Origin of the sequence: Micromonospora humi, from assembly GCF_900090105.1 — a bacterium.
GTDB lineage: Bacteria > Actinomycetota > Actinomycetes > Mycobacteriales > Micromonosporaceae > Micromonospora > Micromonospora humi.
This window is the reverse complement of the sequence record NZ_FMDM01000011.1, coordinates 187215-203594: the sequence shown is the minus strand read 5'-3', so window position 1 is coordinate 203594 and position 16380 is coordinate 187215. Positions and strand designations below refer to the sequence as shown.

Genomic DNA, 16380 nt, shown 5'->3' with positions numbered 1-16380 from the left:
CGGGTCAGGAGTCCGCCGGGGCGCGGGGCGGCAGCACCGGCTCCGCCGGCTCCTCGACGCCGGCCTGCATCGCCCGACCCCGCTGCAACTCCGCGTTGACCTGCACGCCGAGCATCAGCGCGCAGTTGGACAGGTAGAGCCAGACCAGGAACGCGATGACCGCGCCGAGGCTGCCGTAGGTGACGTCGTACGACGCGAAGTTGGCCACGTAGAGACCGAAGCCGAAGGACGCCGCCACCCAGGCCACCAGCGCCAGCGCGCCGCCCGGGGTGAGCCAGCGGAAACGCGGCTGCCGCACGTTCGGCGCGATCCAGAACAGCAGCGACAGCAGCGTCATCGCGACCAGCGCGAGGACCGGCCACTTCGCCACCGACCAGGTGGTCCGGGCCAGGCCGCCGGCGTGGAGTCGATCGCCCACCGCGTCGGTGACCGGCCCGCTGACGATCAACGCGGTGGCGACCACCGCGAGCAGCACCAGGGTCACCGCGGCCATCCCGATCTGCAACGGGCGAAGGCGGTAGAACGGCCGCCCCTCCTCGACCCCGTAGATCGCGTTGGAGGCCCGGGTGAACGCGCCGATGAACCCGGAGGCCGACCAGAGGGCGCCGAGCAGACCGAAGCTCAGCAGCGCCTTCGCCGGGCCCTGCTGCTCGACCACGTTGCGCACCACGCCGACGAACGCGTCGTTGCCGACCACCGAGCCGGCGCCGATCTCCTTGGCCAGGTCGATCACCGTGTCCACCGTGCGCGGGCCGTCGGAGACCAGACCGACCAGGGCGACCACCACGATGGTGGACGGGAAGAGCGCCAGCACCCCGTAGTAGGTGAGCGCGGCGGCCCAGTCGGCGCAGTTGTCCTTGACGAAGCCCTGACCGCTGCGCACCAGCACCCCCCGCCAGGTGCGCCAGTTGAGCTGGCGCATCCGCCGGGGGAACCGGGGGCGGGCCCGACCGTCGACCGCGGGTGGTGTCGTCGCCGTCATGACCGCCTCCTCCACGCGCCCGGTGCGCCACCGGGGCGTGGCCGGGCGGTACCCCGCGGCGGAAATCGACAAACCGCGCGCCGGTTTGCCCCCGGACCGGGCGGGAAGGACGGGAGACACCCGATCGAGACGGAGGTGGACGGGATGCCCGGGCGCGAGGTGTTGCCCAGCACGTTGAAGCGCTCGCCGGCCAAGGCGCAGCGCACCTGGGAGAAGACGCACGACTCGGCGGTCGAGACGTACGGCGAGGGGGAACGCGCGCACCGCGTCGCCTTCGCCGCGGTCAAGCACGAGTACGAGAAGGTCGGCGACCACTGGGAGGCGAAGGGTCGCAAGGGCCCCAGCGACAGGCAGGCCGCCGGCGGCGGTCCGGCCCGGCGCGCGCAGACCGCCGGCGGGGTGGACGCCAACGCCACCAAGGACCACCTCCTGGAGGTGGCGAAGAAGCTGGACGTGCGGGGCCGGTCCCGGATGACCAAGCCGGAGCTGGTGAAGGCGATCGAGAAGGCGAACGACAACGCCACCCGCAGGGCCCGCGGCGGTCGCTGACCCGCCACCGGTACGACGGCGAGCCCGGGACCTCCGTGGTCCCGGGCTCGACCGTGCGGCTCACCAGTGGCCGCCGCCCGGCGCCTCCAGGTGCACCGCCTTGACGGTGCTGAACTCGTCGAGCAGTTCCGGGCCGTACCCGAAGCCCTGGCCGCTGCCGCGGCGCGGCTGCGCGGCACCGCCCGGCGCGCCGCCGAACACGGAGTTGACCTTGACGGTCCCGACCGGCAGTTCCCGCCAGGCCCGCTGGGCGTGACTCATCGAGCCGGTCAGCACGGTGGCCGCCAGGCCGTAGGGGGAGTCGGCGGCGCACCGCAGGCCCTCGTCGAACGAGTCGACCACCACCACCGCCGCGACCGGGCCGAACGTCTCCTCGCGGACCAGCGCCATCTCGTGGCGGCAGCCCTCCACCACGGTGGCCGGGTAGAACGCGCCGGGCCCGTCCGGCAGCGCGCCGCCGGTGCGTACCCGGGCGCCCTGCGCCACCGCGGCGGTGACCTGACCGTGCACGTGGTCGCGGTGCCGCCGGTCGACCAGCGGGCCGAGTTGCGTGCCCGGGTCGACGCCGGCGCCGACGGTGAGCGCCTCGGCGCGGGCCACCAGCGCGTCGAGGAAGTCTCCGGCGACCTCGCGGTGCACGTAGACGCGTTCCACCGCCACGCAGATCTGCCCGGCGTTGGCGAAGCAGCCGGTCGCCGCCTGCTCGGCCGCCCAGGCCGGGTCGACGTCGGCGTCCACCACCAGCGGGTCGCTGCCGCCGTTCTCCAGCAGCACCTTCGCGCCGGTACGGGCGCCGGCGGCGGCGATCGACCGGCCGGTGGCGGTGGAGCCGACGTGGGCCACCACGTCCAGCCCGTCCTGGCCGGCGAGCGCCCCGCCCACCTCGCCGCCGCCGGTCAGCAGCGACAGCACGCCGGCCGGCAAGGCCGAGTCCAGCGCCCGGGCCAGCAGCCAGCCGGTGGCCGGGGCGCGCTCGCTCGGCTTGTGCAGCACCACGTTGCCGGTCACCAGGGCCGCGCCGAGCAGGCCGCAGGAGACCGCCACCGGGTCGTTCCACGGGGTGATCGCGGCGACGACGCCGCGTGGTTCGGGTGCCATGAAGTCCAGTGCCGCCTGGCCGCCGTGCAGCGTGCGGCCACCGCGCACCGGGGCCAGCTCGGCGTACTGCCGCAGCGTGCCGACGCCCGCCGCCACGCCGCCCCGGGCGTCGTCGAGCGGCTTGCCCATCTCCGCGGTGGTGGCCCGGGCCAGCTCCTCGGCGGCGGCCTCGACCGCGTCCGCCGCCCGGTGCAACGCGGCGGCCCGCTCGGCGGGGGCGGTCGCCGCCCACTGCGCCGCCGCCTCCCGGGCCGATCCCACCGCCTTGGCCACCTCGTCCGCGGTGGCGACCGGCGCCCGGGTCACCGGCGTCCCGTCGGCCGGGTCGTGCACGACCAGTTCGCCGCCCGCACCCCCGGCGCCCCACACCCCACCTATGAGCTGCGCAACCGTGTACATGCGCCGTGCTTGCCCCGGTTCGGGGGAGGCAAACGCGTTTCGCCCGGTGAGCGGCGGGGTAGGCGGATCGGATGATTTCCACCGCCGACGCCGTCGTCATCGGGGCCGGACACAACGGGTTGGTGGCGGCGAACCTGCTGGCCGACGCGGGCTGGGACGTCCTCGTGCTGGAGGCCACCGAGGCGCCGGGCGGCGCGGTGCGCTCCGCGCACGTGACAGCGCCCGGCTATCTCAGTGACCTGTACAGCTCCTTCTATCCGCTCGGCTTCGCCTCTCCGGTGCTGGGCGGGCTGCACCTGGAACGCCACGGCCTGGCCTGGACGAACGCCCCCGACGTGCTGGCCCACCTGCTGCCGGACGGCCGCGCCGCGGTGGTCAACCGCGACCTCGACGCCACCGCCGCGTCGCTGGAGGCGTTCGCCCCGGGCGACGGGGAGCGCTGGCGGCACGCGTACGCGGACTGGGTCCAGGTGGCCGAGCCGATGCTGGACGCGATCACCAGCCCGTTCCCGCCGGTGCGCGGCGGGCTGGGCCTGCTGCGCCGGCTGCGGGTGGCGGGCGCGCTGCGGCTGGCCCGCCGGTTGGTGTTGCCGGTGCGCAAGCTCGGCGCCGAACTCTTCGACGGCGAGGGCGGCCCGGCGTTGCTGGCCGGCTGCGCCCTGCACACCGACCTGTCCCCGGAGGAGGCCGGCTCCGGGGTGTACGGCTGGCTGCTCGCCATGCTCGGCCAGCAGGTCGGCTGGCCGGTGCCGGTGGGCGGCGCGCAGCGGATCACCGACGCCCTGGTGGCCCGGCTGGTCGAGCGCGGCGGCCGGATCGAGTACGACGCCCGGGTCGAGCGGGTGCTCACCGCCCGGGGGCGCGCCATGGGCGTGCGGACCGCCGACGGCGCGGACTGGCGGGCCCGCCGCGCGGTGCTCGCCGACGTGCCCGCCCCGGCGCTCTACCTGGACCTGGTCGGGGCCGCCGCGCTGCCGCCCCGGCTGGTCGAGGATCTGGCGCACTTCAAGTGGGACGGTTCCACGCTCAAGGTCGACTGGGCGCTGTCGACGCCGATGCCGTGGCGGAACCGCGCCCTGGCCGGGGCCGGCACCGTGCACCTCGGCGCGGACATGGACGGGCTCACCACGTACGCCGCGGCGCTGGCCCGAGGCGAGGTTCCACGCGACCCGTTCCTCCTGGTCGGGCAGATGACGGTCGCCGATCCGAGCCACTCGCCGCCGGGCACCGAGTCGCTCTGGTCCTACACCCATCTGCCGTTCCGCGAGAAGTGGCGGGCCGAGGAGGTGGCCGGGCACGTGGAGCGGATGGAGGAGGTCCTGGAGGCCGCCGCGCCGGGCTTCCGCGCCTCCGTCGTCGGGCGGCACGTGGCGGGGCCGGCCGACCTGGAGGCCGCCGAGCCGAGCCTGGTGGGCGGCGCGCTGGGCGGCGGTACCGCCGCGGCCTACCAGCAGCTGTTCCTGCGGCCGATCCCCGGCCTGGGGCGCGCGGACACCCCGGTGGACCGGCTCTACCTGGCCAGCGCCTCGGCCCACCCGGGCGGCGGGGTGCACGGCGCGCCGGGCGCGAACGCCGCGCGCGCCGCGCTGGCCCGTGACCGGGCGCTCACCGGCGAGACGTACGCCCGGGCGATCGCCGCCGCCCACCGCACCGTCTACCGCTGACGCCTGGTCCGGCCCACCACCGGCGCTCGGCCGGTTCGGCCGCCCGGTGCATGGCCGCCCGGTGTTCGGCCGCTCGGCGGACCGGCGCCGAGGACGGCTGTCGGTGCCGGCGCGCGTACCCGGACGGTCCGTGACGCGGCTGTCACCCAGCGCGTCGGTGGCGCGCGCGCCTCGCACTCGTCGCGTGCTGATCACCTTGAGTAACCGCTGCGGCCGGTGGCGGCAGATGCCGTCGCTGCCTTTGCTCTGCAGCCAGATACGCATCGGCAACGCATCGTGTCGGGAACGAGATGAGGCGGCCGGCGATCGATTTTCGTTGTCGCAGCTCAGGGTGGTGCTGCGCGGGTGGCTGCAGAGCAAAGGCCGGCATGGGCGACATGCGGCGCGGAAAAAGACATCACGCTGCGTCATAATGACGCAGCGTGATGTTCCGGGGTGGGTCGGTGCCGGGGCGGTCAGGACTCGATGTTGCGGTGCCGGGTACGCAGCTTGAACGGCATCAGCGCGCTCTCGACCTTGGTGGCGGTGGTCATCTTCGAGTCGCCGTCGCGGCGCTCCTCGAAGCGGATCGGCACCTCCAGGATGGTGTGACCCAGCTTGGTGGCCAGGTAGTGCATCTCCACCTGGAAGCTGTAGCCGTTGGACTGCACCCGGTCCAGCCCGATGTCCCGCAGCGCGTCGGCCCGCCAGATCTTGAAACCGGCGGTCAGGTCGCGGATCCGTACCCGCAGCAACGTGTGCACGTAGAGGTTGGCCCAGCCGCTGAGCGCGCGGCGGTAGAGCGGCCAGTTCTCGTCCAGCTCTCCGCCGGGCACGTAGCGGGAGCCGATGACCACCGACGCCTGCGTCGACAGCAGGGCGCCGAGCATGCCGGGCAGCGCCTCCGGGGGGTGCGACAGGTCGGCGTCCATCTGGGCGACGAACTCCGCCCCGTCGTCGATCGCGCGGCCGATGCCGTCGACGTAGGCCCGGCCGAGGCCCTCCTTGCCGGGGCGGTGCACCACGATGACCCGGTCCGGGTGCTCGATGGCCAGCTTGTCGGCGACCTCGCCGGTGCCGTCGGGGGAGTTGTCGTCCGCGACGAGCACCTTCAACCCCGGCAGCGGCAGCGCGAGGACGCGCTCGACCAGCACCGGGAGGTTGCCCGCCTCGTTGTAGGTCGGAACGACGACGGTCAGGCGCGCGTCCGCCCACGGGGAGGGCAACTGCACGGGTTGGATCATCACGGACTTCCTCGGTCGGCCGACAGGTTCACCTGAGAGGGTAGCCAGTCCGCTTCCCGAGGTGCGCAGTGACGCCCCGGGAGCGGTTCCTCACCGCTCCGCCTTCTGCCGCGTCGCGATGTCCGACAGTCGGGCCAGCGTCTCCTTGTTGCGCAGATGCAACACCAGGTCGTTCAGCTTGGTCCGGACCCAGCGCAGCGGCCCGGCCGCGAAGTCCTCACCGATGGTCACCCTGGTCCGGCCGTCGGGCAGCGGCTCCAGGACGAACGCCACGATCGCCTCGCCGGCCGGCCAGAGGCCGGCGCGCAGCACGAGTCGCTCCGGGGGGCGGCACTCCAGCACGGTGGACGCGTCCTGCAACGAGAGCGGCCATGGGCCGGCCCGGTGGTGCAGCCGGCTGCCCACCCGCGGCCAGGCGTCGTCGACGTCGCGCACGTGCGCGGTGCCCACCACCCAATCGCTGTAGGTCCACCCGTCGGCCAGCACCTCGAAGACCCGCTCCGGGGACGCCTCGATCACTTTCTCCACAACCGCCACAGAAAGGTCGGTACCCCACCGCGGCCCTCGCTAACAACGGCCGGGTTAGCTTCTCTTCGACGGCGGGTATCCGAAGTTGACGTTTACTCCCCGGGGGGTCGGGAACCCGCCGCCCGTGCGACGGGACCACGAGCGGGATCAGTGCAGGTCAGCCGGGGTTGACCCGGTTGGCTCGCCCCCGTCCGGCCTCTACCATGCGGTGCTTCTGGACCGGGACGGCACGCTGGTGGAGGACGTGCCCTACAACGGCGACCCGGAGAAGGTCCGCCCGGTGCCCGGCGCCCGGGAGGCACTGGACCGGCTGCGCGCCGCCGGGCTGCGGCTGGCCGTGGTGACCAACCAGTCCGGGCTGGCGCGGGGCTACTTCACCGCTCACGACCTGCGCCGGGTCAACGCCCGGGTGGAGGAACTGCTGGGGCCGTTCGACGACTGGCAGATCTGCCCGCACGCGGAGTCGGACCGGTGCGCCTGCCGCAAGCCGGCGCCGGGGATGGTGCACGCCGCGGCCCGCGCGCTCGGCACCACGGCGAGCCGGTGCGTGCTGATCGGGGACATCGGTGCCGACATGGCCGCCGCCGCGGCCGCCGGCGCCGCCGCCGTCATGGTGCCGACGCCGGCGACCCGCGACGCCGAGGTGGCCGCCGCGCCGACCGTCGCCGCCGACCTGCCTGACGCGGTGGACACGGTGCTGGCCCGGATGCGGCTGGTGGCCGCGCCGGACACCGCCCGCCGGCCGGGCCGGGGCACCGTGCTCGTGGTCCGCAGCGACGCGGCCGGGGACGTGCTGGTCACCGGCCCCGGGATCCGGGCGGTCGCGGCCGGCGCCGAGCGGGTCGTCCTGCTCTGCGGCCCCCGCGGCCGAGCCGCCGCCGATCTGCTGCCCGGCGTCGACGAGGTCGTCGAATGCCCGCTGCCCTGGATCGACGCCCCCGCCCCACCGGTCGACCCGGACGACATGCGCGCGCTCACCGACCGGCTCGCCGCCGTACGCGCCGACGAAGCGGTCGTCTTCACCTCCTTCCACCAGTCACCCCTGCCCCTGGCCCTGCTGTTGCGCCTCGCCGGCGTACCCCGCATCAGCGCCATCAGCGACGACTACCCCGGCGCCCTGCTCGACGTGCGCCACCGCGTCCCCGTCGGCGTACCCGAACCCGAACGCGCCCTCTCCCTCGCCGCCGCCGCCGGCTACCCCCTGCCGGCCGACGACGACCCCGGGCTGCGACTGCGCACCGACCGCCTGCCGCCCGCCCCGGCCGCCGCCGGGTCGCCCGGCTACGTGGTGCTGCACCCCGGGTCCTCGGTGGAGACCCGGGCCTGCCCGGTCGAACTGGCCACCCGGATGGTCCGGGTGCTCGGTGCCGCCGGCCTCCGGGTGGTGGTCACCGGCGGCCCGGACGAGCGGGAGCTGACCGCGCGGGTCGCCGCGGCGGGCGGCGTCGACCTGGGCGGCCGGACCGGGCTGGACGAGTTGGCGGCCGTGATCGCCCGGGCCGGGGCGCTGGTGGTCGGCAACACCGGGCCGGCGCACCTGGCCGCCGCGTTGGGTGTGCCGGTGGTCAGCCTGTTCGCCCCGACCGTCCCGTTCGGCCAGTGGGGGCCCTACCGGGTGCCCACGGTCCGGCTCGGCGACGCCGCGGCACCCTGCCGGGACACCCGCGCCACCACCTGCCCGGTCCCCGGGCACCCCTGCCTCTCGGCGGTCGAACCGGGCCGGGTGCTGGAGGCGTTGCGACTGCTCGGGGTGGGCGGATGAACATCCTGCTGTGGCACGTGCACGGCTCCTGGACGACGTCCTTCGTGCACGGCAAACACCGCTACCTCATCCCGGTCAACCCCGAGCGCGACGCCTACGGACTCGGCCGCGCCCGCACCTACCCCTGGCCGGACAACGCCGTCGAGATCACCGCGTCGGACCTGCGCGCCGCCGACGTCGATCTGGTCGTGCTGCAACGGCCCGAGGAACTCGAACTCGCCGCACAGTGGCTCGGCCGTCGACCCGGACGCGACCTGCCCGCCGTCTACGTCGAACACAACACCCCCAAGGGCGACGTCCCCAACACCCGCCACCCGATGGCCGACCGCGACGACCTGCTCCTCACCCACGTCACCCACTTCAACGAGCTGTTCTGGGACAACGGCGCCACCCGCACCACCGTCGTCGAACACGGCGTCGTCGCCCCGGCCGCACAGTGGACCGGCGAACTCGACCGCCTCGCCGTGGTCATCAACGAGCCGGTACGCCGCTGGCGGGTCACCGGCACCGACCTGCTCGCCCGGTTCGCCGCGCTGGCGCCCCTGGACGTGTACGGCATGAAGGTGGCCGGGCTCGCCGCCCACCTGGGGCTGCCCGCCGACCGGCTGACCAGCCACGACGACGTGCCCCAGCACGCCATGCACGCCGAGCTGGGCAAACGACGCGCCTACCTGCACCTGTGCCGGTGGACCTCGCTCGGGCTCAGCCTCATCGAGGCGATGACCATCGGCATGCCGGTCGTCGCGCTCGCCACCACCGAGGCGGTGGAGGCGGTGCCACCCGCCGCCGGCGCGCTCTCCACCCGGGTCGACGTGCTGGTCGACGCCGCCCGGGGCCTGCTGGACGACCCGGCGGCCGCCCGCCGGGCGGGTGCCGCGGCCCGGGCCGCCGCCCGCGACCGCTACGGCCTGGAGCGTTTCCTCGCCGACTGGGACCGGCTGCTGGAGGAGGAAGTATGCGCATCGCGATGATCTCGGAACACGCCAGCCCGCTCGCCGTCCTCGGCGGGGAGGACGCCGGCGGCCAGAACACGCATGTCGCCGAACTCTCCGCCGCGCTCGCGTCCGCCGGCCACGACGTCCGGGTGTACACCCGCCTCGACGCGGTGGACCTGCCGGTGAGCGTCCACACCCCGGACGGCTACCAGGTGGTGCACGTGCCGGCCGGCCCGGCCGAGCCGGTGGCCAAGGACGATCTGCTCCCGTACATGCCGGCCTTCGGCGACTGGCTGGCCGAGCGGTGGGGCGCCGGCGACTGGCAGCCCGAGGTGGTGCACGCGCATTTCTGGATGAGCGGCCTGGCCGGGCTCGCCGCGGCCCGGCGCACCGGCGTGCCGGTGGTGCAGACCTACCATGCACTCGGCACGGTCAAGCGCCGCCACCAGGGTGCCCAGGACACCAGCCCGCCGGGTCGCATCGACCACGAGCGGGAACTGGGCCGCGCGGTGGACCGGGTGGTCGCCCAGTGCCAGGACGAGGTGGCCGAGCTGGTGCGGCTGGGCGTGCCGCGGTCCCGGATGACTGTGGTGCCGTCGGGGGTGAACCTGTCCACGTTCGGTCCGCTGGGCCCGGTCGCCGACTCCGACGGCGGCCGGGCCCGGATCCTCACCGTCGGGCGGCTGGTCGAGCGCAAGGGCTTCCAGGACGTCATCCGGGCCGTCGCCGGGGTGCCGGACGCCGAGTGCGTGGTGGTCGGCGGGCCACCGGCCGGGTTGCTGGAGACCGACCCGTACGCGCTGCGGTTGCGCACGCTCGCGCAGTCGCTCGGCGTCGCCGACCGGGTCCGCCTCGTCGGCGCGGTGCCGCGCGAGGAGATGGCCCGCTGGTACCGCTCGGCGGACGTGCTGGTCGCCGCGCCCTGGTACGAGCCCTTCGGCCTCACCCCGCTGGAGGCGATGGCGTGCGGCGTACCGGTGATCGGGACCGCGGTCGGCGGGCTGACCGACACGGTGGTGCCCGGCCGCACCGGCGACCTGGTGCCGGCCCGCGAGCCGGCGGCGCTCGGCGCGGCGATCCGCGGCCTGCTCGGTGACCGGATCCGCCGCTTCGCCTACGCCACCGCGGCCCTGGAACGGGCCCGTACCCACTACTCCTGGGCCGCCGCGGCCGAGCGGCTCGGCGAACTCTACGGCGAGGTGGCCACCGTGCGTCGGCCCACCCGGGTGGTCGCCTGATGGCGGCCACCCCGGCCACCGGTCCGACGGTCCTGGAGGACCACCTGGCCCGGCTGGCCGCCGCGCTGCTGCCGTTGCGCGCGGCGGAGCGCCTGCTGGCCCGCTGGGGCGGGGAGCTGGCGGACCGGCTCGCCGCGGGCGGGCGGCTGCTGGTGGCCGGCAACGGCGGCAGCGCCGCCGAAGCCCAACACCTCACCGCGGAACTCGTCGGCAAACTCCACCACGACCGCCAACCCCTCTCCGCCATCGCCCTGCACGCCGAGACCAGCGCCCTCACCGCCATCGGCAACGACTACGGATACGACGAGATCTTCGCCCGCCAGGTCCGCGCCCACGGCCGACCCGACGACCTTCTCCTGCTCCTGTCCACCAGCGGCACCAGCACCAACCTCCTCACCGCCGCCCACGCCGCCCACCACACCGGCCTGCGCACCTGGGCCTTCACCGGCCCCACCCCCAACCCTCTCGCCGACCTCTGCCACGACACCCTCGCCGTCGACTCACCCGACAGCCAGGTCGTCCAGGAACTGCACCTGGTCGCCGTGCACGTGCTCTGCGAGTACGTCGAGCAGGCGCTGCCGGCGGCGCTCGCCGCCCGCGCCCCGGCCGGCGACGTGCGCGCCGGCGTCGAGGTGGTGCTCGGCGACCCGGATCCGGAGGTGCAGGCCCGATGAGGAGGTCGAGCATGACGGGACCCGTGGTGGTGCTCGGTGACACGCTGCTGGACCGGGACGTCGAGGGGCTGGTGAACCGGCTCTGCCCGGACTCCCCGGTGCCGGTGCTCGACGAGACCACGTCCGTCGACCGCCCCGGCGGTGCCGGCCTGGCCGCCGTCTTCGCGGCCGCGCAGGGCGCCGAGGTCGCGCTGGTCACCGCCGTCGCCGACGACGCCGGCGGAGCCCGCCTGGGCGCCCTGCTCGCCGCCGCCGGGGTGCAGCTGTACGCGCTGCCGCTGGCCGGCGCCACGCCGGAGAAGATCCGGCTCCGGGTGCGCGGGCGGGTGCTGCTGCGCCACGACCGGGGCGGCGCGACAGGTGTGCCCGGCGAGCCGAGCGAGGCCGTGCTGCGGCTGCTCGCCGCCGCGTCCGCGGTGCTGGTCAGCGACTACGGGCGCGGCGTCGCCGGCCAGAGCGCCCTGCGCGCCGCGCTGGCCGCCACCCGGGCACCCGTGGTCTGGGACCCGCACCCGCGCGGCCCGGCGGCGGTCCCCGGGGTGCACCTGGCCACCCCGAACGAGCCGGAGGCCCGTGAGCTGGCGAAGACGCCGCCGGGCGGGTCCCGCCTGGCGAACGCCTCCCGCAGCGCGCAGGCCCTGCGCCGGCGCTGGCAGGCCGGCGCGGTCGCGGTGACCCTGGGCGGGGACGGCGCGCTGCTCTGCCACGCCGGCTCCACCCCGCTGGTGGTGCCGGCGCCGGCCGCCGAGGGGGACACCTGCGGCGCCGGGGACCGGTTCGCCGCCGCGGCCACGCTGGCGCTGGCCCGGGGCGCGCTGGTCTCCGAGGCGGTGCAGGAAGCGGTGGCCGAGGCGTCCGCGTACGTGGCCGGCGGGGGAGTGGCCGCCGCGCTGCCGGCGCCGCCGGTGGCCGTCGCCCCGGCGCTGGTCACCGCCGGTGGGGACCTGATCGGCACCGCGGCGGCCGGTGAGGTGGTGTCCCGGGTACGCGCGGCCGGCGGCACCGTGGTGGCCACCGGCGGCTGCTTCGACCTGCTGCACGCCGGGCACCTGGCGACGCTCCAGGCGGCTCGCCGGCTCGGCGACTGCCTGGTGGTCTGCCTCAACTCCGACGCGTCGGTGACCGGGCTCAAGGGGTCGGAGCGTCCGGTCGTGTCGCAGGGTGACCGGAGTCGGCTGCTCGCCGCGCTCGGCTGCGTCGACGCGGTGCTGATCTTCGACGAGCCGACGCCGCACGCGGCGCTGTCCTGGCTGCGCCCGGACATCTGGGTCAAGGGCGGTGACTACGCCAGCGGCGGCGGCGACCAGACGCTGCCCGAGTCGGAGATCCTGGCCCGCTGGGGCGGGCACACGGTGGTCGTGCCGTACCTGGACGGGCGGTCCACCACCGACATGATCGCGGCGGCCCGGGCCGGCTGGGCGGCGGGCACGGCGACGCCGGGCGGGACCGCCCGGGAGACGGTCGTCCGGTCCACGGCGAAGGGAGCACGATGACCATGAGCGACCACCCGCCCGGCGCCGGGCCCACCGTGCTGGTCACCGGCGGATCCAGCGGCCTCGGCGCGGCGGTCGTCGCCGCGGTCGCGGCCGCCGGCGGCCGACCCTTGGTGGTGGACCGGCAGCGGCCCGCCGGCGGGGTGCCCTGGGTGGAGTGCGACCTGGCGGACACCCGCGCCGCCGAGGCCGCCACCCGGGACCTGGCGGAACGCGCCGGCGGGCTGGACGGCCTGGTCACCGCCGCCGGCATGGACGTGCCCGGCAAGCTGGCCGACCTGCCGGCGGAGACCTGGGAGCGGATCGTCACGGTGGACCTGCTCGCCACCGCGGCGGTGGTCCGGGCCGCGCTGCCGTTCCTGGAGGCGTCCCGGGGCACCATCGTCACCGTCGCCTCCACACTCGGCGTCAAGGCGGTCAGCGACGCGACAGCGTACTGCGCGGCCAAGTTCGGGGTGGTCGGCTTCACCCGGGCGCTCGCCGCCGAACTCGCCGGCGCGGTCGGGGTGACCCTGCTCGTCCCCGGGGGCATGCGCACCGCCTTCTTCGACGAGCGGGACGCGCAGTACCGCCCGGGCCCGGACGCGGTGCTCAACGAACCGGCCGACACCGCCGCCGCGGTGATGTTCGCGCTCTCCCAGCCGGCCGGGTGCGCGGTCCGCGAGATGGTGGTCTGCGCCGAGCGGGAGTCGTCGTACCCGTGATCCTGGTACTGCGCGCGCTCGGCGTGGGTGACCTGGCCACCGCGGTCCCGGCGCTGCGCGGCCTGCGCGCCGGGCTGCCCGGGCGGGAGCTGGTGCTCGCCGCCCCGGCGTGGCTGGCGCCGCTGGTGGAGCTGACCGGGGCGGTCGACCGGCTGCTGCCCACCACCGGGCCGCACCGGGTCGGCTGGCGCGGGCCGCCGCCGGAGGTGGCGGTGAACCTGCACGGCCGGGGACCCGAGTCGCACCGGGCACTGGCCGCCACCGGGCCGGGGCGGCTGCTCGCCTACCGGAACCCGTCGGCCGGCCACCTCGACGGGCCGGCCTGGGACGGCGACGAGCACGAGGTCCGCCGCTGGTGCCGGCTGCTGCACGCGTACGGCCTGCCGGCCGACCCGGGGGACCTGGCGTTGCGTCGTCCGGCTCCGGCCGGCGTACCCGCCGGGGTGACGGTGCTGCACGCGGGCGGCAAGGTCCCGGCGAAGCGCTGGCCGGCGGACCGGTTCGCCGGGCTGGCCCGGACGCTGGCCGCGCGCGGGCACCGGGTGGTGCTCACCGGCTCGGCGGACGAGCGGGCGCTGGCCGCCCGGGTGGCGGCCGACGCCGGGCTGCCGCCGTCGGCGGTGCTGGCCGGCCGGACCGGACTGGCCGAGCTGGCCGCCCTGGTCGCCGACGCGCGGCTGGTGGTCAGCGGCGACACCGGCGTGGCCCACCTCGCGACCGGCTACGGCACCGCCTCGGTGGTGCTGTTCGGGCCGGTGCCGGCGGCGCACTGGGGTCCGCCGGTGGACCGGCCGCGGCACCGGGCGCTCGGCGGCGCCCAGCGTGCCGGATCCGGCCGTGGTTCGGCGGGTTCCGGCGGGGTAGGAACGCACCCGAGTCTGGATGCCATCGGGATCGACGAGGTGGTGGCGGCGGTGGCCGAGGTGGAACGGGTGCCCGGTGCGGTTGCGGCGTAGCGACCCGGGCCGGCCCGGGTACGGGCGCCGGCGACGCGGCAAGGGCTGGCTCTTCCTCGACGCGAGGGGCGAGCCGGTACGCGACGCCGACGAGCTGACGCGCCTGCGCGAGCTGGTGATCCCGCCCGCGTGGCGGGACGTGTGGATCTCGCCGTACCCGAACGGGCACATCCAGGCCACCGGCGTCGACGCGGCCGGGCGCAAGCAGTACCTCTACCACCCGCAGTGGCGCCGCAAGCGCGACGAGGCCAAGTTCGACCACGTGCTGGAGGTGGCGCACCGGCTGCCGGCGCTGCGCGACCGGGTCGCCCACGACCTGGCGCTGCGCGGCCTGCGGCGGGAGCGGGTGTTGGCGACCGTGGCCCGGCTGCTCGACATGGGCGCGTTCCGGGTCGGCAGCGACCAGTACGCCACCGGCGACGATCCCACGTTCGGCGTGTCCACGCTGCGCCCCGAGCACGCCCGTTCGCGCGGCGGATGCGTGGTCTTCGAGTTCAAGGCCAAGGGCGGCATCGACCAGGTCCGCCGGATCGAGGACGCGGAGCTGTGCCAGGTGCTGGTGAACCTGCGCCGGCGGCGGCGCGCCCAGGAGCGGTTGTTCGGCTACTGGGACGGGCGGTCCTGGCGTGACGTGCGCAGCGACGAGGTGAACGACTACCTGCGCGACGCCAGCGGCGGGGAGATGACCGCGAAGGACTTCCGCACCTGGCACGCGACCGTGCTGGCCGCCACGGAACTGGCCACGGTGGGGGCGCAGCGGTCCGTGACCGCCCGTCGGCGGGCCGTCGCGGCGGTGATGCGCTCGGTCGCCGACCTGCTCGGCAACACGCCGACCGTGGCGCGGACGTCCTACGTGGATCCGCGCGTGGTCGACCTCTACCACGACGGGGTGTTGGCGCCGGTGCGCCCGGAGATGCCGCGCGAGACGGTGGAGAAGTCCGTGCTGACGCTGCTGGAGGAGGAGGCCGACTGACCCGACCGGCCCCGTCGGTCCTGGGGGGAAGCGACGGGGCCGGAGACCGGGGTCGTGCGTCGCCGGGGCCAACCGGGGCGGGTCGCCCGCGGCCGGACAGCCGCGGGCGCCTCGCCGCGGCCCCCCGTTACCGGTGGACCGCCGTCGGCGGCCCGGGTTCATTCTGTACGTGGTGAGTTGACTTCGGATGCCGCGCTGTTGACGTTCCGTGCCTGTTCCAGGTGACGCGCCCGGTACGCCTGCGGTGTCTCCGCCTGCGCGGCCCGGAAGGCGCGGCTGAAGTGGGCCTTGTCCCGGAAGCCCCAGCGGCCGGCGATGAGCCGGATCGAGCGGCCGCCCAGCGCCGGGTCGGCGAGGTCCCGGCGGCACCGGGCCAGCCGCTCGTCGCGGATGTACGCCGCGACGGTGGTCTCTTCGGACTCGAAGAGCCGGTGCAGGGAGCGCACCGAGATGTGGTGGGCGTCGGCGATCGTGTGCGGGTCCAGCGTGGAGTCGCCGAGATGCTGCCGGACGTGCGCCTGCACCTGGGCCAGCAGGGCGCGGCGCCGGACCTCGGTCGGGACCGCCTCCTCGGAGACCAGGTGGCGCCCGAGCAGCGTGGTGACCAGATCCAGGCCGACGGTGCCCAGCCGCTCGGCGTCGACCGCGTGGTACTGCTCCGGATGGCCGGTGATCCGGATGAGGTAGTCGGCCAGCAGCGCGCCCACGCCCTGGCTGCCGGACATCCGGCCGGCGAACAGCGGAGTGAGCCGGCGGTGCGGCAACGGCAGCGCGTCGTACGGGATGAGGGCCACCACCGACGCGGCGGCCCGCCCGTCGTCCGCGTGGTGGCTGATCTCCTGCGGTCGGGCGCAGTCGAAGAAGGTGAAGTCGCCGGGCGGGCAGACTCCGCGTTGCCCGTCCTGGTCGGTGATGCCGGTGCCGTTGAGCGTCAGCGCGAGCACGTAGTAGTCGGCGTCGGAGCGTTTGATCAGCTTGCGGGTCCGGATCCCGTCCAGTGAGGGGTAGCGGTGCCGGATGAGCTGCATCGGCCCCAGGTCGAGGAACTCCGCCCGGGCCAGGAAGTTGTCGGCGTGCTCGGTGCGGACCCGCATGAGCGCCGGCGTCTCGGCGATCACCTCCAGCCAGAGCGCCAACCGGTCGGCGGCGGGCGCCTCCGCGGTGTCGAAGATCCGCGGTTGCAACACTGTGTCCATGAACGA

15 protein-coding genes are annotated in these 16380 nt (G+C 75.6%); 10 read left to right on the top strand and 5 right to left on the bottom strand.

Features of this window, described 5'->3' with window-relative positions; translation table 11 throughout:
- Positions 1-4 precede the first annotated feature (4 nt).
- The gene (locus GA0070213_RS21280) at positions 5-982 is read right to left on the bottom strand and encodes a YihY/virulence factor BrkB family protein (RefSeq protein ID WP_091067687.1); all 978 of its coding nucleotides are present in this window, start codon (positions 980-982) and stop codon (positions 5-7) included.
- Positions 983-1126: 144 nt separating this feature from the next.
- Here GA0070213_RS21280 and GA0070213_RS21275 point away from each other — a divergent pair, with 144 nt between their 5' ends.
- Entirely contained in the window at positions 1127-1531 is a 405-nt protein-coding gene (locus GA0070213_RS21275) for a ChaB family protein (RefSeq protein ID WP_091067683.1), read from the top strand.
- A gap of 60 nt (positions 1532-1591) precedes the next feature.
- On the opposite strand, the gene GA0070213_RS21270 is transcribed toward GA0070213_RS21275, so the two are convergent.
- Positions 1592-3028, bottom strand: a complete 1437-nt coding sequence (locus GA0070213_RS21270) for an aldehyde dehydrogenase family protein (protein WP_091067517.1) — start codon at positions 3026-3028, stop codon at positions 1592-1594.
- Positions 3029-3099: 71 nt separating this feature from the next.
- Between GA0070213_RS21270 and GA0070213_RS21265 the strand changes: the two genes are divergently transcribed.
- A complete protein-coding gene (locus tag GA0070213_RS21265) occupies positions 3100-4692 on the top strand; it encodes a phytoene desaturase family protein (RefSeq protein ID WP_091067513.1) in 1593 nt (530 codons plus the stop codon).
- Positions 4693-5147: 455 nt separating this feature from the next.
- On the opposite strand, the gene GA0070213_RS21260 is transcribed toward GA0070213_RS21265, so the two are convergent.
- Together GA0070213_RS21260 and GA0070213_RS21255 are read right to left on the bottom strand one after the other, a co-directional pair.
- Positions 5148-5915, bottom strand: coding sequence for a polyprenol monophosphomannose synthase (locus GA0070213_RS21260; RefSeq protein WP_091067510.1), 768 nt, complete (start codon positions 5913-5915; stop codon positions 5148-5150).
- A gap of 90 nt (positions 5916-6005) precedes the next feature.
- The gene (locus tag GA0070213_RS21255; protein ID WP_091067507.1) at positions 6006-6452 is read right to left on the bottom strand and encodes an SRPBCC family protein; all 447 of its coding nucleotides are present in this window, start codon (positions 6450-6452) and stop codon (positions 6006-6008) included.
- Between the two features lie 115 nt (positions 6453-6567).
- On the opposite strand from GA0070213_RS21255, the gene GA0070213_RS21250 reads away from it, so the two are divergent.
- From GA0070213_RS21250 to GA0070213_RS21215, 8 genes are read left to right on the top strand one after another with little or no spacing between them, the layout of a single operon-like run.
- Positions 6568-8205: an HAD-IIIA family hydrolase gene (locus GA0070213_RS21250; RefSeq protein ID WP_091067504.1), complete on the top strand. Its 1638-nt coding sequence runs from the start codon at positions 6568-6570 to the stop codon at positions 8203-8205.
- Entirely contained in the window at positions 8202-9176 is a 975-nt protein-coding gene (locus GA0070213_RS21245; protein ID WP_091067500.1) for a glycosyltransferase, read from the top strand. Before GA0070213_RS21250 ends, GA0070213_RS21245 begins: the two co-directional genes overlap by 4 nt.
- Entirely contained in the window at positions 9161-10378 is a 1218-nt protein-coding gene (locus GA0070213_RS21240; protein WP_091067497.1) for a glycosyltransferase, read from the top strand. The genes GA0070213_RS21245 and GA0070213_RS21240 overlap by 16 nt, the downstream gene beginning before the upstream one ends.
- Entirely contained in the window at positions 10378-11052 is a 675-nt protein-coding gene (locus tag GA0070213_RS21235) for a D-sedoheptulose-7-phosphate isomerase (RefSeq protein ID WP_091067495.1), read from the top strand. The genes GA0070213_RS21240 and GA0070213_RS21235 overlap by 1 nt, the downstream gene beginning before the upstream one ends.
- Positions 11053-11078: 26 nt before the next feature.
- Positions 11079-12545 carry a PfkB family carbohydrate kinase gene (locus GA0070213_RS21230; protein ID WP_245716495.1) on the top strand — a complete coding sequence of 489 codons (1467 nt, stop codon included), beginning with the start codon at positions 11079-11081 and terminating at the stop codon, positions 12543-12545.
- Positions 12546-12547: 2 nt separating this feature from the next.
- Positions 12548-13249, top strand: a complete 702-nt coding sequence (locus tag GA0070213_RS21225) for an SDR family oxidoreductase (protein ID WP_091067492.1) — start codon at positions 12548-12550, stop codon at positions 13247-13249.
- Positions 13246-14205, top strand: a complete 960-nt coding sequence (locus GA0070213_RS21220; protein ID WP_091067489.1) for a glycosyltransferase family 9 protein — start codon at positions 13246-13248, stop codon at positions 14203-14205. The genes GA0070213_RS21225 and GA0070213_RS21220 overlap by 4 nt, the downstream gene beginning before the upstream one ends.
- A complete protein-coding gene (locus GA0070213_RS21215) occupies positions 14189-15178 on the top strand; it encodes a DNA topoisomerase IB (protein WP_091067487.1) in 990 nt (329 codons plus the stop codon). Before GA0070213_RS21220 ends, GA0070213_RS21215 begins: the two co-directional genes overlap by 17 nt.
- Positions 15179-15336: 158 nt before the next feature.
- On the opposite strand, the gene GA0070213_RS21210 is transcribed toward GA0070213_RS21215, so the two are convergent.
- Positions 15337-16374: an AraC-like ligand-binding domain-containing protein gene (locus GA0070213_RS21210; protein ID WP_091067484.1), complete on the bottom strand. Its 1038-nt coding sequence runs from the start codon at positions 16372-16374 to the stop codon at positions 15337-15339.
- Positions 16375-16380: the final 6 nt, after the last annotated feature.